17 protein-coding genes and 1 pseudogene are annotated in these 16166 nt (G+C 71.8%); 7 read left to right on the plus strand and 11 right to left on the minus strand.

Annotated elements, in window-relative coordinates; genetic code table 11:
• Positions 1-729 (minus strand): annotated as a pseudogene (locus CCN44_RS08295) (D-alanyl-D-alanine carboxypeptidase family protein); the annotation flags it as partial.
• 91 nt (positions 730-820) lie between these two features.
• On the opposite strand from CCN44_RS08295, the gene CCN44_RS45970 reads away from it, so the two are divergent.
• From CCN44_RS45970 to CCN44_RS08310, 3 genes are all read left to right on the plus strand, one after another.
• Positions 821-1060, plus strand: coding sequence for an SCO4848 family membrane protein (locus CCN44_RS45970; protein WP_059252216.1), 240 nt, complete (start codon positions 821-823; stop codon positions 1058-1060).
• Positions 1061-1077: 17 nt separating this feature from the next.
• A complete protein-coding gene (locus tag CCN44_RS08305) occupies positions 1078-2316 on the plus strand; it encodes a metallophosphoesterase (protein ID WP_086697247.1) in 1239 nt (412 codons plus the stop codon).
• 114 nt (positions 2317-2430) lie between these two features.
• On the plus strand, positions 2431-3975 hold the full coding sequence (locus CCN44_RS08310) for an ABC transporter substrate-binding protein (RefSeq protein ID WP_086697248.1): 1545 nt from the start codon (positions 2431-2433) through the stop codon (positions 3973-3975).
• Between the two features lie 137 nt (positions 3976-4112).
• Here the strand turns inward: CCN44_RS08310 and CCN44_RS08315 are convergent, their stop codons facing one another.
• The 10 genes from CCN44_RS08315 to CCN44_RS08360 form a co-directional block, all read right to left on the minus strand.
• Positions 4113-4859 (minus strand): TetR/AcrR family transcriptional regulator, encoded by a 747-nt coding sequence (locus tag CCN44_RS08315; RefSeq protein ID WP_059252232.1) that lies wholly within the window; start codon positions 4857-4859, stop codon positions 4113-4115.
• 11 nt (positions 4860-4870) lie between these two features.
• A complete protein-coding gene (locus CCN44_RS08320) occupies positions 4871-5404 on the minus strand; it encodes a thiol-disulfide oxidoreductase DCC family protein (RefSeq protein ID WP_059255197.1) in 534 nt (177 codons plus the stop codon).
• Positions 5405-5409: 5 nt separating this feature from the next.
• Positions 5410-5817, minus strand: coding sequence for a hypothetical protein (locus tag CCN44_RS08325; RefSeq protein ID WP_059252233.1), 408 nt, complete (start codon positions 5815-5817; stop codon positions 5410-5412).
• Positions 5818-5912: 95 nt separating this feature from the next.
• On the minus strand, positions 5913-6323 hold the full coding sequence (locus tag CCN44_RS08330) for a VOC family protein (protein ID WP_059252234.1): 411 nt from the start codon (positions 6321-6323) through the stop codon (positions 5913-5915).
• 89 nt (positions 6324-6412) lie between these two features.
• Complete coding sequence (locus tag CCN44_RS08335) at positions 6413-7777, minus strand: FG-GAP and VCBS repeat-containing protein (protein ID WP_086697249.1); 1365 nt, start codon at positions 7775-7777, stop codon at positions 6413-6415.
• A 120-nt stretch (positions 7778-7897) separates the two neighbouring features.
• A complete protein-coding gene (locus CCN44_RS08340; RefSeq protein WP_059252236.1) occupies positions 7898-8677 on the minus strand; it encodes a succinate dehydrogenase iron-sulfur subunit in 780 nt (259 codons plus the stop codon).
• Positions 8677-10431, minus strand: a complete 1755-nt coding sequence (gene sdhA, locus CCN44_RS08345) for a succinate dehydrogenase flavoprotein subunit (RefSeq protein ID WP_059252237.1) — start codon at positions 10429-10431, stop codon at positions 8677-8679. Before sdhA ends, CCN44_RS08340 begins: the two co-directional genes overlap by 1 nt.
• 19 nt (positions 10432-10450) lie before the next feature.
• Entirely contained in the window at positions 10451-10933 is a 483-nt protein-coding gene (locus CCN44_RS08350) for a succinate dehydrogenase hydrophobic membrane anchor subunit (RefSeq protein ID WP_059252238.1), read from the minus strand.
• A gap of 5 nt (positions 10934-10938) precedes the next feature.
• Positions 10939-11319 (minus strand): succinate dehydrogenase, cytochrome b556 subunit, encoded by a 381-nt coding sequence (gene sdhC / locus CCN44_RS08355; RefSeq protein ID WP_037856824.1) that lies wholly within the window; start codon positions 11317-11319, stop codon positions 10939-10941.
• A 191-nt stretch (positions 11320-11510) separates the two neighbouring features.
• A complete protein-coding gene (locus CCN44_RS08360) occupies positions 11511-12086 on the minus strand; it encodes a 2-oxo-4-hydroxy-4-carboxy-5-ureidoimidazoline decarboxylase (protein WP_086697250.1) in 576 nt (191 codons plus the stop codon).
• A gap of 154 nt (positions 12087-12240) precedes the next feature.
• Here CCN44_RS08360 and CCN44_RS08365 point away from each other — a divergent pair, with 154 nt between their 5' ends.
• The 4 genes from CCN44_RS08365 to CCN44_RS08380 all read left to right on the plus strand — a co-directional run bounded on the left by CCN44_RS08365 (position 12241) and on the right by CCN44_RS08380 (position 16015).
• A complete protein-coding gene (locus tag CCN44_RS08365) occupies positions 12241-13914 on the plus strand; it encodes a beta-N-acetylhexosaminidase (protein WP_414820490.1) in 1674 nt (557 codons plus the stop codon).
• 148 nt (positions 13915-14062) lie between these two features.
• Entirely contained in the window at positions 14063-14788 is a 726-nt protein-coding gene (locus tag CCN44_RS08370; RefSeq protein ID WP_086697251.1) for a DUF4328 domain-containing protein, read from the plus strand.
• A 93-nt stretch (positions 14789-14881) separates the two neighbouring features.
• Positions 14882-15451, plus strand: a complete 570-nt coding sequence (locus CCN44_RS08375) for a hypothetical protein (RefSeq protein ID WP_059252241.1) — start codon at positions 14882-14884, stop codon at positions 15449-15451.
• Between the two features lie 156 nt (positions 15452-15607).
• Positions 15608-16015, plus strand: coding sequence for a hypothetical protein (locus CCN44_RS08380; RefSeq protein WP_237482056.1), 408 nt, complete (start codon positions 15608-15610; stop codon positions 16013-16015).
• Positions 16016-16166: the final 151 nt, after the last annotated feature.

A 16166-nucleotide genomic window follows, 5' to 3' on the forward strand; every position in this document is an offset into this window, starting at 1 on the left:
TCAGCAGCCGGTTGGTGTTGCGGATCTCGGCGGAGCCGAACTTCGCGCTCACCGTCGAGCAGTAGTCGCGGAAGTCCTTCTTCTGCAGCCCGGAGCGGGCGATCAGCGTCAGGTCGTACGCCGACGACACCTGGCCCGGTGCGTCGTAGCCGTCGGGCGAGACCACGGTCGTGTCCAGGGCCTGGAGTTCCTCGGCGTGGTCCTGCATGTCCTGGACGGTCTGCTCGATGCCGNNTCGTTGCCCGAGCGCAGGAAGACGCCGAGCCACAGGTCGTGGACCGAGTAGGAGCTGCCCTCCTTTATCCCGACCACGCTGGAGCCGGCGCCCACGCCCTTGAGGTCCGACGGCGCCACCTTGTGCCGGGTGCCCTTCGGGAACCGGGGCAGCACGGTGTCCGCGAACAACATCTTCAGCGTGCTCGCCGGAGGCAGCCGCCAGTGCGCGTTGTGCGCGGCGAGCACCTCGCCCGACTCGGCGTCGGACACGATCCAGGACCGGGCGGTGACGTCCTTGGGCAGCACCGGGACCCCGGGGGCGAGATTGACCTGGGTGCCGGGCATCCCGAGCCGGGCGCCGCCCAGGGTGGACATCTGGGCCGGGGGCGTGGCCGACGGGCTGGTCGAGGGGGTCGGCGCGGCGAGAGCCGTCGGCGCGGTGACGGACAGGGACAGCAGGGCGGCGGAGGTGACCAGCAGGGATCGCCTGCCGGCCGGCTTCGGTGCGGGCACGGTCGAGAACGTACCCGGACCGGACCGCGAAGTCCCGCCTCCGGACCCACCCCCGACACGGCCCCGGGCACCGGACGGCGATACTGGACTCATGAAGCTCAGCCGCCCCATCTCCTGGTTCCTGCTCGCCTTCGGGGTGTGGAGCTGGGTCATCTGGGTCACTTTCGTCAAAAATCTGATCAAGGACAGCAGCGGGCTCGCCTTCGACGACGGTCACCCGACCGCGTACTTCTGGGTGCATCTGCTGCTGGCGGTCGTCTCCTTCGTATTGGGGACGGTCATCGGGGTCATCGGGTTGCGCGGGCTGCGCGCACTGCGCCGGAAGTCATAGCGGGGGGACCGGTCGGGGTGGTCATCGTCTTCGCGCTCGTCGCCCTGGCCGTCCTGGCCGCCGTGGCGGGCCTGCACTGGTACGTGTGGCGGCGCCTGGTCCGCGACACCACGCGCGGCCCGGGCCCGGCCCGCCGCGCCGGCACCACGCTGTTCGTCGCCGGCCCGGTCCTGATGATCGCGGCCCTGCTCACGGAACGCGCGGGCGCCCCGTTCTGGCTCCAGCGCACCCTGTCCTGGCCGGGCTTCCTGTGGATGGCCCTCGCGCTGTACCTGCTGCTGGGGGTGCTGGCGGGCGAACTCATACGCCCGCTCCTCAACCGGCTGAGCCGACCCCCCGTGCCGGCACCTCCCGGCCGGCCGAGTCGCACGGAGAGCGGGCAAGGCCCGGCGGTCCAGGAGGCGGAGCCCCCCGGCACGGCGCCCACGGCACCGGACCCCGCCCGGCGCCTCTTCGTCTCCCGCGTGGTGGCCGGCGCAGCCGCCACCGCGGCGCTCGCCACCGTCGGCCACGGCACCTACGGCGTCCTCCGGGGCCCCCGCGTCACACGCGTCACCGTCCCCCTGGCGAAACTCCCCCGGGCGGCGCACGGCTTCCGCATCGCCGTGGTCAGCGACATCCACCTCGGCCCGGTCCTCGGCCGCGGCTTCGCACAGCGCGTCGTCGACACGGTCAACGCCACCCGGCCCGACCTGATCGCGGTCGTCGGCGACCTGGTGGACGGCAGCGTCCAGGACCTCGGCCCGGCCGCGGCCCCCCTCGCCCGGCTCAGCGCCCGTCACGGCGCCTACTTCGTCACGGGCAACCACGAGTACTTCTCCGGCGCCGAGCAGTGGATCGAGGAGATCCGCGACCTCGGCCTGCGCCCGCTCCAGAACGCCCGCACGGAACTGCCGTTCTTCGACCTGGCCGGCGTGAACGACGTCCAGGGCGAGAGCGAGGGCCAGGGCCCGGACTTCGGCAAGGCGCTCGGCGACCGGGACCCGGCACGCGCGTGCGTGCTGCTCGCCCACCAGCCGGTGCAGATCCACGAGGCCGTCCGGTACGGCGTCGACCTCCAGCTCTCCGGCCACACCCACGGCGGCCAGCTCTGGCCCGGCAGCCTGCTCGCCGCCGCCGCCAACCCGACCGTGGCCGGTCTGGAACGCTACGGCGACACCCAGTTGTACGTCAGCCGGGGCGCGGGAGCCTGGGGTCCGCCCACGCGGGTGGGGGCGCCGTCGGACGTGACGGTGATCGAACTGGCGCCTCGTTAAGTTCTTCGCCAACTGGGCAGAAAGCCCTTCCCCGGGTGAAACCCGTGTGGTTAGGTGAGCCGCGTCACTCAAGGGGAAGTGACGGGGGAGGGCACCACCATGCGATCTGTTCGCATGCGGATTCTCGTGACGCTGCTCGCACTCGCCGTCGTGGGGATCGGCGGCTGGCAGCTGCTGCCGTCGCAGGAGGACAAGAACCGGACCATCACCGTCGGTACGACGGACGCGGTCACCGCGCTCGACCCGGCCGGCGCCTACGACGCCGGGTCCTGGGCGCTGTTCAGCAATGTGTTCCAGTCGCTGATGACCTTCGAGCCGGGCGGGGTCGAACCGGTCCCGGACGCGGCGGTGAGCTGCGCCTTCAAGGGCAGCGGCCTGAAGACCTACCGGTGCACCCTGCGCTCGGGGATCACCTTCCCGAGCGGGCGCGCCATGACGGCCGAGGACGTGGCGTACTCCTTCGAGCGGGTCAAGAAGATCGACTCCGAGGTCGGCCCGGCGTCCCTGTTCGGCACGCTCGCCTCGGTGACCGCCGACGACGCGCACACCGTCACCTTCCACCTGTCGTCCGCGGACGCCACCTTCCCGCTGAAGGTCGCCACCGGCGCCGGTTCGATCGTGGACCGGGAGAAGTATCCGGCCGACGCCCTGCGCACGGACGCCGCCGTCGACGGCACCGGGCCGTACAGGCTGAAGTCGTACACCCGGCACGAGAAGGCCGTCCTCGCGCCGAACGAGCACTACAAGGGCTCGCTCGGCGGCACCGGCCGCCCGGTCGAGCTGCGCTACTACGCCGACTCCGGCGCGCTCGACCGCGCCTGGCAGGGGCGGCGGATCGACGTGGCCACCCGGACCCTGCCGCCGCGGGTGCTCTCCGAGCTGAACCCGAGCGACCCCGGGCAGCGGGTCACCGAGTCCGACAGCGCCGAGACCCGCAACCTGTACCTCAACACCCGCTCCGACTCCCCGCTGCACGATCCGCGGGTGCGCCGGGCGATGGCCTGGCTGGTCGACCGCGAGCAGCTGGCCGCGACGGTCTACGAGGGCACGGTCGACCCGCTGTACTCGCTGATCCCGACCGGCATCACCGGCCACACCACGTCGTTCTTCGACAACTACCCGAAGCGGAGCCCCCGGAAGGCCCGTGAGCTGCTCACCGAGGCCGGGGTGAGCCTGCCGGTCCGTTTCACCCTGGGCTACGGCACCGGCCGGGGCGCGGGCGCGGAGGAGGCCGCGGAGCTGAAGCAGCAGCTGGAGGAGAGCGGCCTGTTCGCGGTGGACGTCAAGGGCTACGAGTGGACCGACTTCCAGAAGCGCTGGGCCGCCGGGAAGATGGACGCCTGGGCGGTCGGCTGGGTGGCCGACTACCCCGACCCGGACACCTTCGGCGCCGCGCTCGTCGGCACCGGCTCCACCATGAGCACCGGGTACAGCAACAAGCTGGTCGACCATCTCATCCTGGACAGCCGGCAGTACGCCGACCGGACCCGGGCCGCGAAGGACTTCGAGGAGATCCAGGCGGCCGTGACCCGGGACGTCCCGCTGATCCCCCTGTGGCAGCGCAAGGAGTACGTGGTCAGCACCGACGACGTGGGCGGCGGCCAGTACCTGACGGACGGCACGGGGGTGTTCCGGCTGTGGCGGCTGAACTGGATCTGATCAGCCGGCCTTCTTCTGCCCGGCCTTCAGGATCATGACGGGGATACCGGCATCAGCGTACGCAGCCGCCTCGGTGGGGGTCGCTCAGGCAGCCGCGCCCCCAGGCGTCCTGTTCCCGCGCCTTCACCCGGAGGCGATCACTCGGTCTCCCGGCCCCCGCGCCCCGGATCCGGCAGCACCTTCGTCATCCCCGGCAGGAAGTCCGTGAACAGCTCGTGCACCTCCAGCACCAGCGGCCGGAGCACCCGGAACCGGGCCAGGGAGACGCCGCGGGCGGTCAGCCGGGCCCCCCGCCGTGCCAGCCGGTAGCTCCGCTCCCGCCCCTCCGTGCGGTCGAAGATCCAGTACAGGACCAGGCCCATCTGGGAGAGCCACATCAACTCGGGCAGCACGTCCCGCAGTTCGGGGGCGACCTTGGACCTGGAGCCGGCCAGCACCTCGCGGTGGACGCTGATGGCCTGCTCGCGGGCGTGCTCGCTCTCCGGCGAGAAGGGGCTGAGCGGGCTGTCGGGGTCGGCGGCGTTCTTGAAGAACTGGACCGCGAACTCGTGGTACGGCCGGGCGATGTCCAGCCAGGCGGTCAGCACGCCCGCGAGCCGCGCCTCCAGGTCGGTCTCCCGGTCCAGGACCTCCCGGACCGCCGCCTGGTGCTCCGCGGCGATCCGGTCGTAGAAGCCCTGGATCAGGTGCTCCTTGCCCTCGAAGTAGTAGTAGGCGTTGCCGACGGAGACCCCGGCCTCCTTGGCGATGGCCCGCATCGTCGTCTTGTCGTACCCGCGCTCCTGGAACAACCGCATCGCGGTCTCCAGGATCAGCGCACGGGTCTGCTCGGACTTGCTGCTGTGGGGGCCGGCCGCCTCGGGGCCGTCGTTCTTCGCGGGCACGGTAGAAGAGCCTAACGACTGGCCGGAGCGGTCCCCGAGCAGGACGGCGGGGAGTACGACGGCGGGGAGTAGGTCCAGCCCGTCCGCGGGTGGTAGGACCAGCCGTCCGCCCGCCGGTACACCTGCCCTCCCCACGGTCCGCCGCGCCTCTGGGCTTCGCGCCACTTCGCCGCGGCGAGCACGGCTCCCCGGGCCAGCTTCGCGCCCGTCGGCCCGGTCAGCCGGTGGGCGAGCCGGCGGTGGTCGCGCAGCGCCCACAGGACGACGATCCAGGCGCGCGAGCCCTGGTAGACCTGCCCGGAGTCACCGATGACGGTGACCTCGTCGAGGGTGGCCGCGTGGTCGAGGCCGGGGAAGCGGGCGCGGACCTCGGCCGAGCCGGCCGGCAGCAGCTCCAGCGGCACCAGCTGGGCCTGCCGGGCCAGCCAGGCGCGCAGATGGACGCACAGGCCGCACTCGGCGTCGTACAGGACGGTGAGCCCCCGGACCGGGACGCCCGCGGCGCCCCGGCCGTCCGTGGTGGTCACGGTGGTCGTGCCGGTCACGGCCGTCACGCCCCGGCCGTCGGGGCGATCCACTGCTGCGGGGCGACCGGGGGGAGCTGCTCCCGCTCCATGACCCCGCGCCGGCGGATCCGGTTGAGCACGTACACGTTGCCGAGGTGCATCACGCCGAGGACCAGCAGCACCACGCCCAGCTTGGTCGACAGGGCCTCGAAGACCCCGCGGGTGTCCCGGATCGTCTCGTCGTCGCCCAGGTACAGCGCGACGAAGCCGAGGTTGACCAGGTAGAAGCCGACGACCAGCAGGTGGTTGACGGCGTCCGCGAGCTTCTCGTTGCCGCGCAGGACGTCGGCCAGGAAGATCCGGCCGTTGCGGCTGAGCGTGCGGGCCACCCAGACGGTCAGCGCGATGCTGACGACCAGGTAGATGACGTAGGCGATGACGGTGCGGTCCATGCCCCACCCCTTCTTGAACGCGTTCAAAACGCTGACAGGGATGACTCTAGACCTGTTTTTGAACGCGTTCAACACGAGGGGTGGTGGCGGGGTTCTCAGGCTCTGCGGCCCAGCGCCGGACGCTTGGTGTAGTCCGTGAAGCCGAGGATGTTCCCCCAGGGATCGGCGATCTCCACGGTCCATCCGGTGGCCACCTGGAAGATCTCGTCCAGGGGCTCGATCCCCGCGGCGGCCAGCTCCCGCGCCGCCGCCCGCGCGTCCGGCACCTCCAGCCAGATCCGCGGCGCCGGCCAGTGCGGCGGCCGGTGCCGCAGCTCGTCCTCGGCGCGCAGCAGGATGCCGGGCGTCTCCCCGCCGACCTTCAGCAGCGCGATCCCGGCCTCGTCGAACCGGAACCCCACGGCGAACCCGGCCCGCTCGTAGAAGGCGACGGCCTCGCCCAGGTCGCCGACGGGGAGCAGCACGTTGTCGAAGCCGAGCAGTTCGTACGACTCTTCGTCTGACATGTCGTCAGATTAGGATTCTTCGTCCCGGGAAGCGAGGAGCCCCACCGGAGCGGACTCCGGCGGGGCTCTGCGGCGTACGCGTCAGCGGCTCACTGCGGGAAGGTCGGGTCCAGGTCGGACTCCGCCGCGCCGCTCGTCGTGACGCCCTGGCCGCTCCCGCGCAGCAGCACGCCCGTGCGGTAGAGGTCGCCCGAGGCCAGCAGATCCGCGTCGCCGTCCCGGTCGAGGTCGCGCAGGCGGACGTACAGCCCGAGCATCTCCGCCTCCGAGGCGCTGCCCGGCACACCCGCCGTGGCCCGGGTGAACCACTGGGAGCCGGTGCCGGTCAGGCCGCTCCGGCCGCCCCGCAGGACGTGCACACCGCCCGCGTTCTCCACCGAGCCGGCCTCCTCCTCGGGCACGCCGACCGCGAGGTCCGGATAGCCGTCGCGGTTGGTGTCGCCGGCGGAGAGCGCGTAGCCGAACCGGTCGTGCGGGCCGGCCGCGGTCGCCACGCCGGAGGTGGACTGGGTCAGCCGGTAGGAGGTGGCCGGGCCGGTCGCGCCGCCGCGCAGCACCACCACGGCACCCGCGCCCTTGTTGTACGGCGTGTCGCTGACGGCCAGGTCGCCGTAGCCGTTCTTGTCGAAGTCGGCGATCACTCCGACCTGGCCGAAGTCCACCTGTGTGACGTTGTACGTCGTGTACTTCCCGCGCTTGGGGGTGGCGCCGCCCTGCACGAACCACGCGGCCTGGGTCAGCCGGCCGTCCTTGTAGCCCTGGCCGAGCACGTACAGGTCGACGGCGCTGTCCTTGGTGACCCGGCCCGTCACGATCGCGGACGGATCCAGCACCTCGGCGCCGCTGGGGCTCACCTCCAGCCGGGTGACGCTGCCCGTCGTACCGGACGAGGAGAAGCCGCCCCGGTAGACGAACAGGGTGCCCGTGGTGTCGGCGACGGCCAGGTCCGGCCTGCCGTCGCCGGTGAAGTCGCCGGCGGCGAGGGCCGCGCCGAACGCGAGGCTGGACTTGGCCGGCAGGCGCGTGGCCTTCGCGCCGAGCCCCGCCTTGGCGCCCCACAGGATGGTGACCGCGCCCGCCCCGGCCTTCGTGCCGACCTTCTCGCTGCGGTCGGCGACGGCGAGGTCGGCGTACCCGTCCCGGTTGAGGTCGGCGTTCGCGACCTGGCCGCCGAACCCGTCGGCGTAGCCCCCGGCGTCACCGGCCGTGCCCGGGATGTTGGGGCTGGCCTGGGTGAACCGGACCGTCTTCGGGCCCGGCCCGGTGGCCGTGCCGTAGGTGACGGTCACCGCACCCCACTCGCCGGTCGCGTAGTCCCGGTAGCCGTCGCCGTTGAAGTCGTCGGCGTACTTGGCGGGGGCGGCCGTGGCGGTCCCGGCCGTGAGGGCCAGCAGTCCGCCGGTGAGGGAGAGGGCCGTGGCCGTGGCCACGGCCAGCTGTCTGTGCGTACGCATGTGTCTCCTTGATCGCGTACCCAGGAGACGCACAGGGCCGCGCAACAGTTGTACGGCGCGGGCCCCGCCCCCGGTGCGTGACCGGGGACGGGGCCCGCGGGGCCGCAGGCGTGCGGCGGGTCAGTAGCGACGCGTGATCAGCGCGCGCTTGACCTCCTGGATCGCCTTCGTGACCTCGATGCCACGCGGGCAGGCGTCCGTGCAGTTGAAGGTCGTGCGGCAACGCCACACGCCGTCACGGTCGTTGAGGATCTCCAGGCGCTGCTCGCCCGCCTCGTCCCGGCTGTCGAAGATGAAGCGGTGGGCGTTCACGATCGCGGCCGGGCCGAAGTACTGGCCGTCGTTCCAGAACACCGGGCAGGAGGAGGTGCAGGCCGCGCAGAGGATGCACTTCGTCGTGTCGTCGAAGCGCTCGCGGTCCTCCGGCGACTGGAGGCGCTCCCGGGTCGGCTCGTTCGTGTCCTTGGTGACCAGGAACGGCATGACGTCCCGGTACGCCTGGAAGAACGGCTCCATGTCCACGACCAGGTCCTTCAGGACCGTCAGGCCCTTGATGGGCTCGATCGTGATCGGCTTCTCGGGGTTGATGTCCTTGATCAGCGTCTTGCAGGCAAGGCGGTTCTTGCCGTTGATCCGCATCGCGTCCGAGCCGCAGATGCCGTGCGCGCACGAGCGGCGGAAGGTGAGGGTGCCGTCGACGTCCCACTTGATCTTGTGGAGGCCGTCGAGGACCCGCTCCTTGGGGTCGATCTCCAGCTGGAAGTCTTCCCAGGTCGCCTCGGCCGAGACCTCCGGGTTGAACCGGCGGACGCGGAAGGTGACCGTGATGTAGGGGGAGTCGGCGAAGCCGGGCTCGGGCCGGCCGGCCGCGTCCGCCTTGTCCAGAACAGGGGTAGCCATCAGTACTTACGCTCCATCGGCTGGTAGCGGGTCTGGACGACCGGCTTGTAGTCGAGACGGACGGTTTCCGAGCCGTCGGCGCCGACCTCGCGGTACGCCATGGTGTGGCGCATGAAGTTGACGTCGTCGCGGTTCGGGTAGTCCTCGCGGTAGTGACCGCCGCGGGACTCCTTGCGGGCCAGCGCCGAGACGGCCATGACCTCGGCCAGGTCCAGCAGGTTGCCCAGCTCGATGGCCTCCAGCAGGTCCGTGTTGAACCGCTTGCCCTTGTCCTGGATCGCCACGTTCTTGTAGCGCTCCTTCAGCTCGCCGATCTTCTCGACGGCCGTCTTGATCGTCTGCTCGGTGCGGAACACCATGACGTTGGCGTCCATGGTCTCCTGCAGCTCGCGGCGCAGGGTCGCCACCCGCTCGTTGCCGGTGGAGTTGCGCAGCCGCTCGATCTGCTCCACGACGAGGGACGCCGGGTCCTCCGGCAGCTCGACGTAGTCGGCCTTCGCCGAGTACTCGGCGGCGGCGATGCCCGCGCGGCGGCCGAAGACGTTGATGTCCAGCAGCGAGTTGGTGCCGAGGCGGTTGGCGCCGTGCACGGAGACACAGGCGACCTCGCCGGCCGCGTACAGACCCGGGACGACGGTGGTGTTGTCCGCCAGGACCTCACCCTCGACGTTGGTCGGGATGCCGCCCATCGCGTAGTGCGCGGTCGGCTGGATCGGGATCGGGTCCGTGTACGGCTCGATGCCGAGGTAGGTGCGCGCGAACTCGGTGATGTCCGGGAGCTTGGCGTCCAGCTGCTCCGGCGGCAGGTGGGTCAGGTCCAGGTAGACGTGGTCGCCCTCGGGACCGCAGCCACGGCCCTCGCGGATCTCCGTGTAGATGGAGCGGGACACGACGTCACGGGACGCCAGGTCCTTCATGACGGGAGCGTACTTCTCCATGAAGCGCTCGCCGTCCTTGTTGCGCAGGATGCCGCCCTCGCCGCGGGCGCCCTCGGTGAGCAGGATGCCCATGCGCCAGATGCCGGTCGGGTGGAACTGGAAGAACTCCATGTCCTCCAGCGGCAGGCCCCGGCGGTAGACGGCGGCCTGGCCGTCACCGGTGAGGGTGTGCGCGTTGGAGGTCACCTTGAAGAACTTGCCGCAGCCGCCGGAGGCGTAGATGACGGCCTTCGCCTGGAAGACGTGGATCTCGCCGGTGGCCAGCTCGTACGCGACGACACCGGCCGACTTCTTGACGCCGTCGACCTCGGTGATCAGCTGGTCCAGGACGTAGAACTCGTTGAAGAACTCCACGCCCTCCTTGACGCAGTTCTGGTACAGCGTCTGGAGGATCATGTGGCCGGTGCGGTCGGCCGCGTAGCAGGAGCGGCGGACCGGGGCCTCGCCGTGGTTGCGGCTGTGACCGCCGAAGCGGCGCTGGTCGATGGTGCCGTCGGGCGTCCGGTTGAACGGCAGGCCCATCTTCTCCAGGTCGAGGACGGCGTCGATGGCCTCCTTCGCCAGGATCTCGGCGGCGTCCTGGTCGACCAGGTAGTCACCGCCCTTGACCGTGTCGAAGGTGTGCCACTCCCAGTTGTCCTCCTCCACGTTGGCCAGCGCGGCGGCCATGCCGCCCTGCGCGGCGCCCGTGTGGGAGCGGGTGGGGTAGAGCTTGGTCAGGACCGCGGTGCGGCTGCGCTTCGTCGCCTCGATGGCGGCGCGCATGCCCGCGCCGCCGGCGCCGACGATGACGGTGTCGTACTTGTGGATCTTCATGATTCTCGCAGCCCCGTGCCTAGCGGATGTTCGGGTCGAAGGTGAAGATCACCAGCGTGCCCAGCAGGATGGTGAACACCGTGGCGGTGTAGAGCAGGCCCTTGAGCCACAGCCGGGTGTTCGGCCGCTCGGCGTAGTCGTTGATGACCGTGCGCAGGCCGTTGGCGCCGTGCAGCATCGCGAGCCACAGCATCAGCAGGTCCCAGACCTGCCAGAACGGGGACGCCCAGCGGCCGGCCACGAAGGCGAAGCCGATCTTGGAGACACCGCCGTCCAGCACGAGCTGGATCAGCAGGTGGCCGATGACGAGGACGACCAGCACGATGCCGGACAGGCGCATGAACAGCCAGGCCGCCAGCTCGAAGTTGCCCCGGGTGGACCGCGGGGTCTTCTTGGTGCGCTTGCGCGGCGCCTCGATCAGCGGGGCCGGGTTGTCGACGGTGTAGACGGGGGCGCCCTCGACGGGGCCGACTCCGGACGCGGTGGTTTCAGTGGTGGACATCGGCGTCAGCTCCCAAAGAGAACACGGGCGGCGTGGCCGAGGACCGGGTAGATCGCCCCGGCCATCAGGACGATCCAGACACCCATCACGGTCCAGAACATCTGCTTCTGGTAGCGCGGGCCCTTCGACCAGAAGTCGACGGCGATGACACGCAGGCCGTTGAGCGCGTGGAAGAGGATGGCGGCGACGAGGCCGTACTCCAGCAGCGCGACGATCGGCGTCTTGTACGTGGCTACGACCTTGTCGTAGTCCTCGGGCGAGACACGCACGAGAGCGGTGTCCAGTACGTGAACGAACAGGAAGAAGAAAATGAGGACGCCGGTGACTCGGTGAGCCACCCAGGACCACATTCCTTCCCGGCCGCGGTACAGCGTTCCAGCCGGCACGGAAGAACCCTCCGGGAGCGGGGACTAGGGCCGCGCCGGCTTCACTGTCGGTCGGGCCCGGCCGGGTACGGTCCACCGGCCCCCAGCATCGTAGCGAGGCGCCGCGCCGTGCCTTACGGGGGGCCTACCGGTGTGATCAAAGTGGCACGCGGTTGGGCTAGCCGGTGCGGCTACCGGGGTGGTCTGTCCTGTTATTTACCGGGTGCGGGTGCGTTGTGGCTGGTCGCGCCCACATGGCGGCAGCCGCAGATCGAACACACTCCCGCGCCCTTGAGGAGGACCAGGAGCCGCCCCCGTGCGAGGCGGCGGAGTTGTTCCGCCGCTATGACCCGTTCCTCCTCCGGATCGTTCGCCAATCGTGATCGGATGGCTTCGAGGATGTGGTCGATGACCTCGTCCGGGGGGATGTCGCCCAGGTAGATGACGAACGCGTGTCCGAATCTGGCCTCGTAGGCGGCGTGGGCGGCGCTCAGGGCCATGTGGGCCGCCGAGTAGGTGTCCTCGGGAAGCTCCGGGAGGGACTCGCCGGCCAGGGCCTCGGCCAGGTCGGCCGGGGAGAGGTCGTACGTCGCCTCGTCCGCCGCGGCGAGCAGGGCGTCCAGGTCGGGGTAGGGGCGGTGGTCGGCGATCCGGTCGGACCAGCGGCGGCTGCGCAGGCAGTGCAGGAGAAGCGCGCGGGCCTCGTCGGCGCGGGCGGTGTTGAAGGCGTCGAGAGGTGTGGGGAGATACGGCAGGCGGTGGGCGGGCAGCGTGGGTCCTCGCGTCACATGTGGTGTGGCAGGGGATGCTGTGAAAGGTGTGTCGTTAGGTTATCGAGAGTGGTCACGCTGTGTCCGAGGGATACCTGAAATTCACCCGGACGGGAGAGTTTGAGACCGCTCGGGTGACGGATGAGTGGGGGAACGGTCGTACGTTGGCAGGGTGACCCAGCACAGGCGCAGGCGCCGGGACGCGGCGCGGCAGGTGATACGGAAGCGGGCGGTGGTGGCCGCCGCGTTCGTCGGGACGGTCGCGCTCGGCACGGGCGTCGGCGTGTGGGCCTCGTCGGACGGGGGCGGCGGGAAGCCGCAGGCGGGCGCGCGGCAGTCGTCGGCCGGCCGTCCGGCCGGCACCGGCGCCGACCCCGGGCAGGCGGCCACCGAGCCGGCGAGCCCCCGCCCCACCCGGTCGTATCCGCTGTCCGACGCCCCGCGCACGATACCCGCGGTGCGCTCCCACACCCCGGCCCGCGGTCCCGGCTGGCAGCCGCAGCGCGGCGGGCGGGTGGTGGTGGGCGACGCCGCGCTGGCCGACGAGGGGCGGCTGACGGCCGAGGAGCTGGGGCTGACGTACGCGGGGGAGAGCGACGACGTGCGGGCGGGAGACGTACGGCTCGCGCTCGGCGGCGGGGGCGGGAACCCGGAGTCGTACACCCTGACCGTCCGCGACGGCCGGGTCGACATCAGCGGGCCCGGCGAGGCGGGCGTCTTCTACGGCACCCGCACCCTGAAGCAGGAGGTCCGCGGCGGCGGGACGGCCCCCGAGGGCGTCGTGCGCGACCAGCCGGCCAAGCCGGTGCGCGGGTTCATGCTGGACATCGCGCGCAAGCCGTTCTCCGCCTCGTGGATCGAGGACCGGATACGCGAGCTGGGGGACCTGAAGTACAACGAGCTGGGCCTGCACTTCTCCGACGACCAGGCCTTCCGGATCGAGTCCGCCGGCCACCCGGAGATCGTCTCCGAGGACCACCTGAGCAAGGCGGAGGTCAAGCGGATCGTGGCGCTGGCGGAGAGCCGGCACATCACCGTCGTCCCCGAGATCGACTCCCCGGGCCACCTGGGGGCCGTCATCGCCGCCCACCCGGATCTTCAGCTGCGCAACGCGAACGGGGTGGCCACCAGGGGCGCCGTCGACATCTCCAAGCCGGCCGCCGCGCAGCTCGTGGACGATCTGCTGAACGAGTACGCCGGGCTCTTCCCCGGCGGCCGGTGGCACCTGGGCGGGGACGAGTACCAGGCGCTCACCGTGCGGGACCCGCAGGCCTCCTATCCGCAGCTGGCCGCCGCCGCCCGGCAGGCCTACGGCGCCGGCGGGACCGTCGCCGACCTGGCCACCGGCTGGCTCAACGACCGCGCCGCCACCGTCCGCGCCCACGACCGCACCCCACGGGCCTGGAACGACGGCTTCTTCCGGGGCACCTCCGTGCGGCCCGCCGACGACCTCCAGGTCGCCTACTGGACCGGCAAGGAGATCGGCGCCCGGCCGCCGGTGGAGTACCTGGACGCGGGGCGCAAGGTCCTCAACTACAACGACGAGTTCCTCTACTACGTCCTCGGGCAGCCGCAGACCTTCGTCTATCCGACCGGAGAGCGGATCTACGAGCAGTGGAACCCGCGGGTGCTGCGCGGCACGAGCGCCGTCCCCGCCCGTTACGACGGGCAGATCCTCGGCGGGTCCTTCGCGGTGTGGTGCGACATCGCGAACGCGCAGACCGAGGAGCAGGTCGCCGCGGGCATCCGGATGCCGCTGCGGGCCACCGCGCAGAAGCTGTGGGATCCCGGCGAGCCGCCGCTCACCTGGGCCGACTTCCGGAAGCTGGCGGACCGGCTGGGCTGAGAACGGAGTGGACGTACGGCGGTGTCCGACCGTATGTTCCGGTGTCCGCGCGCGTCTTCCGGACGCGCCCGTGATGCCAGTGTTCGCGTGCCGGTTCGGGGAGAGCCGCGCGCCGCAGCGGATCTCGTCCTCTCGGGGGAACCTCGCCATGACCTCGCCCATGCCCCTGCCCGGGGCCATGCCCACGCCGCCGTACCCCGCCCCGCCCGGCGCCTGGCTGCGCTCGCCGGCGGCGCTCGGCCGGGCCACCGCCGTACTGCTCGGCGTCGTCATCGCCGCCGACCTGTTCGCCTGCTACGCGGACCTGCTGGAGATCGACGTCACCGGCGACATCGCCGACGGCGCCACCGGCTCCGACGTGGTCGACCGGGCCGACCGCGCGGACACCCTCTACGGCGTCGCCGGCATCTCCCAGGGCGTCGCGCTGCTGGCCACGATGGTGGTCTACCTGTGCTGGCTGTGGCGGGTCCGGGTGAACGCCGAGGTGTTCGACGCCTCCCGGCACCGCATGAAGCGCGGCTGGACCATCGGCGGCTGGTTCTGCCCGATCGTGAACCTGTGGTTCCCGCGCCGGATCGTCGCGGACTGCTGGGACGCCAGCGCTCCCTGGAACGAGCGCACCGGGCACACCCCGCTGATCAACGCCTGGTGGACGGTCTGGCTCGTCAACCTCTTCGTGGGCCGGTTCGCGGACACCAGCTCCCGGAAGGCCGAGACGGCCGAGGAACTGCGACAGGCCGCGAAGACGATGCTGGTCTCCGACGCGCTCGACATCGCCGCCGCCGTCCTCGCCGTCGTGGTGGTCGTCCGGCTGACCCGCAGGCAGGAGCGCAAGGTCCTCGCCGGCCCGCCGCCGGTCCCCGCCCTTGGCTGAAAACTTATGGCTGTGACACTCCCGCTCCGTCGCACGCAGTAAGGGGAAGTGCGGGCTCCGTACCGGTCGGCGCCCTGGCGAGGGAGATATGTCATGAGCCTGGTGGAACTGATCGCACAGGCCGACGAACGCGGACTGGCTGCCGGCGGACTGGCTTGTTTGGATCGGTGTCTGCCGCTGCTCGGCGGCGACGACGAGCTGCTGCGCCCGCTGTGGGCGAGCCTCGCCGACGGCTCCGACTGGGCCGGGGAGCTGGAGAAGGTCCGCGCCGCGGTCGGCACCGCGGACCCCGCCGCCGACGAGGCCGCGCGGCTGGCCCGCGCGATGCTGGAGTCGGCCCCGGCCGAGCGCACCGCCGACGCGGTACGGCCCTGGGCCGACGCCTGCTCGGTCGCCTCGCTGCGCGTCCACCGGCTGCTCGACCCCGCCGCGGACGGCGGCCCGGCCGCGGACGGCCTCGACGCCGGGCGCGCGGGCGACACCGCGGACCTGCCGCCGCTCGTCGCCGCCGAGCTGCGCCGCCAGGCCGCCGTGCTGGAACTCCTCGCCGGCCATGGTGTCCAGGGGCTGCGCGGGGCGCTGGAGGTGTCGGTGGAGGGCCGCCGGGTGCTGCGCGCGGTGGTCTCCCGCCGGGCGCGCAGCGCCGCGGAGCCGGGGGCCTGACGTCGGTCCTGTGACCCTCGTGCGGTGGACGTGGGGTGGTCCTGCGACGGTTGGCGGAACGTTTGGAGAAACGATTCGAAACCCTGTGACGGAACCCCGGCCCGGCTCGCTCTTCCGTATGTGACAGCCGAAGTGACAGCTCATGCGACAGCTCAGGTGACGGCCCGGCACGGGGCGGCGCAGCAGCAGACCAGGCCGCAGGCCGCGGCCAAGCCCGTGCGGTGGGCGGCGGACGCGGTGGCCACCCTGCGCGAGGGGGCGCGGGTACGGCTCGACTACTCGGCGCAGAGCCTGTGGCGGGTGGACCGGATGATCGAGGAGATACGCCGGGAGGGGCCGCCGTACGCGGCCGTGGAGAGCGTGCTGCGCGGCTTCGGCGCCTACGCCGGCGAGGTGATCGTCCGGCAGACCGGCGCCGAGTGGTGGGCGACCGGCGGCGAGCACTGGCTGCGCACGCCCGACGGCCGGCTGTGGGACCCCATCGACGAGGCCCGGCGCTGCTACGGCGGTCACGGCTCGCTCCGGCTGCTGTGCCGGGACGCGACCGCGAGCGCCTCCGGCTGACCGGGCCGTCCGGGGCGGCGAGTGCCTTCGGCTGACCGGGCCGTCCGGGGCGGCGAGTGCGTCCGGCTGACCGGGCCGTCCGGGGCGGCGAGTGCGTCCGGCTGACCGGGCCGTCCGGGGCGGCGAGCGCGTCCGGCTGACCGGGCCGTCC

It is taken from the genome of Streptomyces tricolor, from assembly GCF_002155905.1.
GTDB lineage: Bacteria > Actinomycetota > Actinomycetes > Streptomycetales > Streptomycetaceae > Streptomyces > Streptomyces tricolor.

Coding starts and splice junctions, on each gene's coding strand:
- CCN44_RS45970 (WP_059252216.1), top strand. CDS start 821: ATGAAGCTCAGCCGCCCCATCTCCTGGTTCCTGCTCGCCTTCGGGGTG.
- CCN44_RS08310 (WP_086697248.1), top strand. CDS start 2,431: ATGCGGATTCTCGTGACGCTGCTCGCACTCGCCGTCGTGGGGATCGGC.
- CCN44_RS08325 (WP_059252233.1), bottom strand. CDS start 5,817: ATGGACCGCACCGTCATCGCCTACGTCATCTACCTGGTCGTCAGCATC.
- CCN44_RS08330 (WP_059252234.1), bottom strand. CDS start 6,323: ATGTCAGACGAAGAGTCGTACGAACTGCTCGGCTTCGACAACGTGCTG.
- CCN44_RS08335 (WP_086697249.1), bottom strand. CDS start 7,777: ATGCGTACGCACAGACAGCTGGCCGTGGCCACGGCCACGGCCCTCTCC.
- CCN44_RS08340 (WP_059252236.1), bottom strand. CDS start 8,677: ATGGCTACCCCTGTTCTGGACAAGGCGGACGCGGCCGGCCGGCCCGAG.
- sdhA (WP_059252237.1), bottom strand. CDS start 10,431: ATGAAGATCCACAAGTACGACACCGTCATCGTCGGCGCCGGCGGCGCG.
- CCN44_RS08350 (WP_059252238.1), bottom strand. CDS start 10,933: ATGTCCACCACTGAAACCACCGCGTCCGGAGTCGGCCCCGTCGAGGGC.
- CCN44_RS08370 (WP_086697251.1), top strand. CDS start 14,063: ATGACCTCGCCCATGCCCCTGCCCGGGGCCATGCCCACGCCGCCGTAC.
- CCN44_RS08375 (WP_059252241.1), top strand. CDS start 14,882: ATGAGCCTGGTGGAACTGATCGCACAGGCCGACGAACGCGGACTGGCT.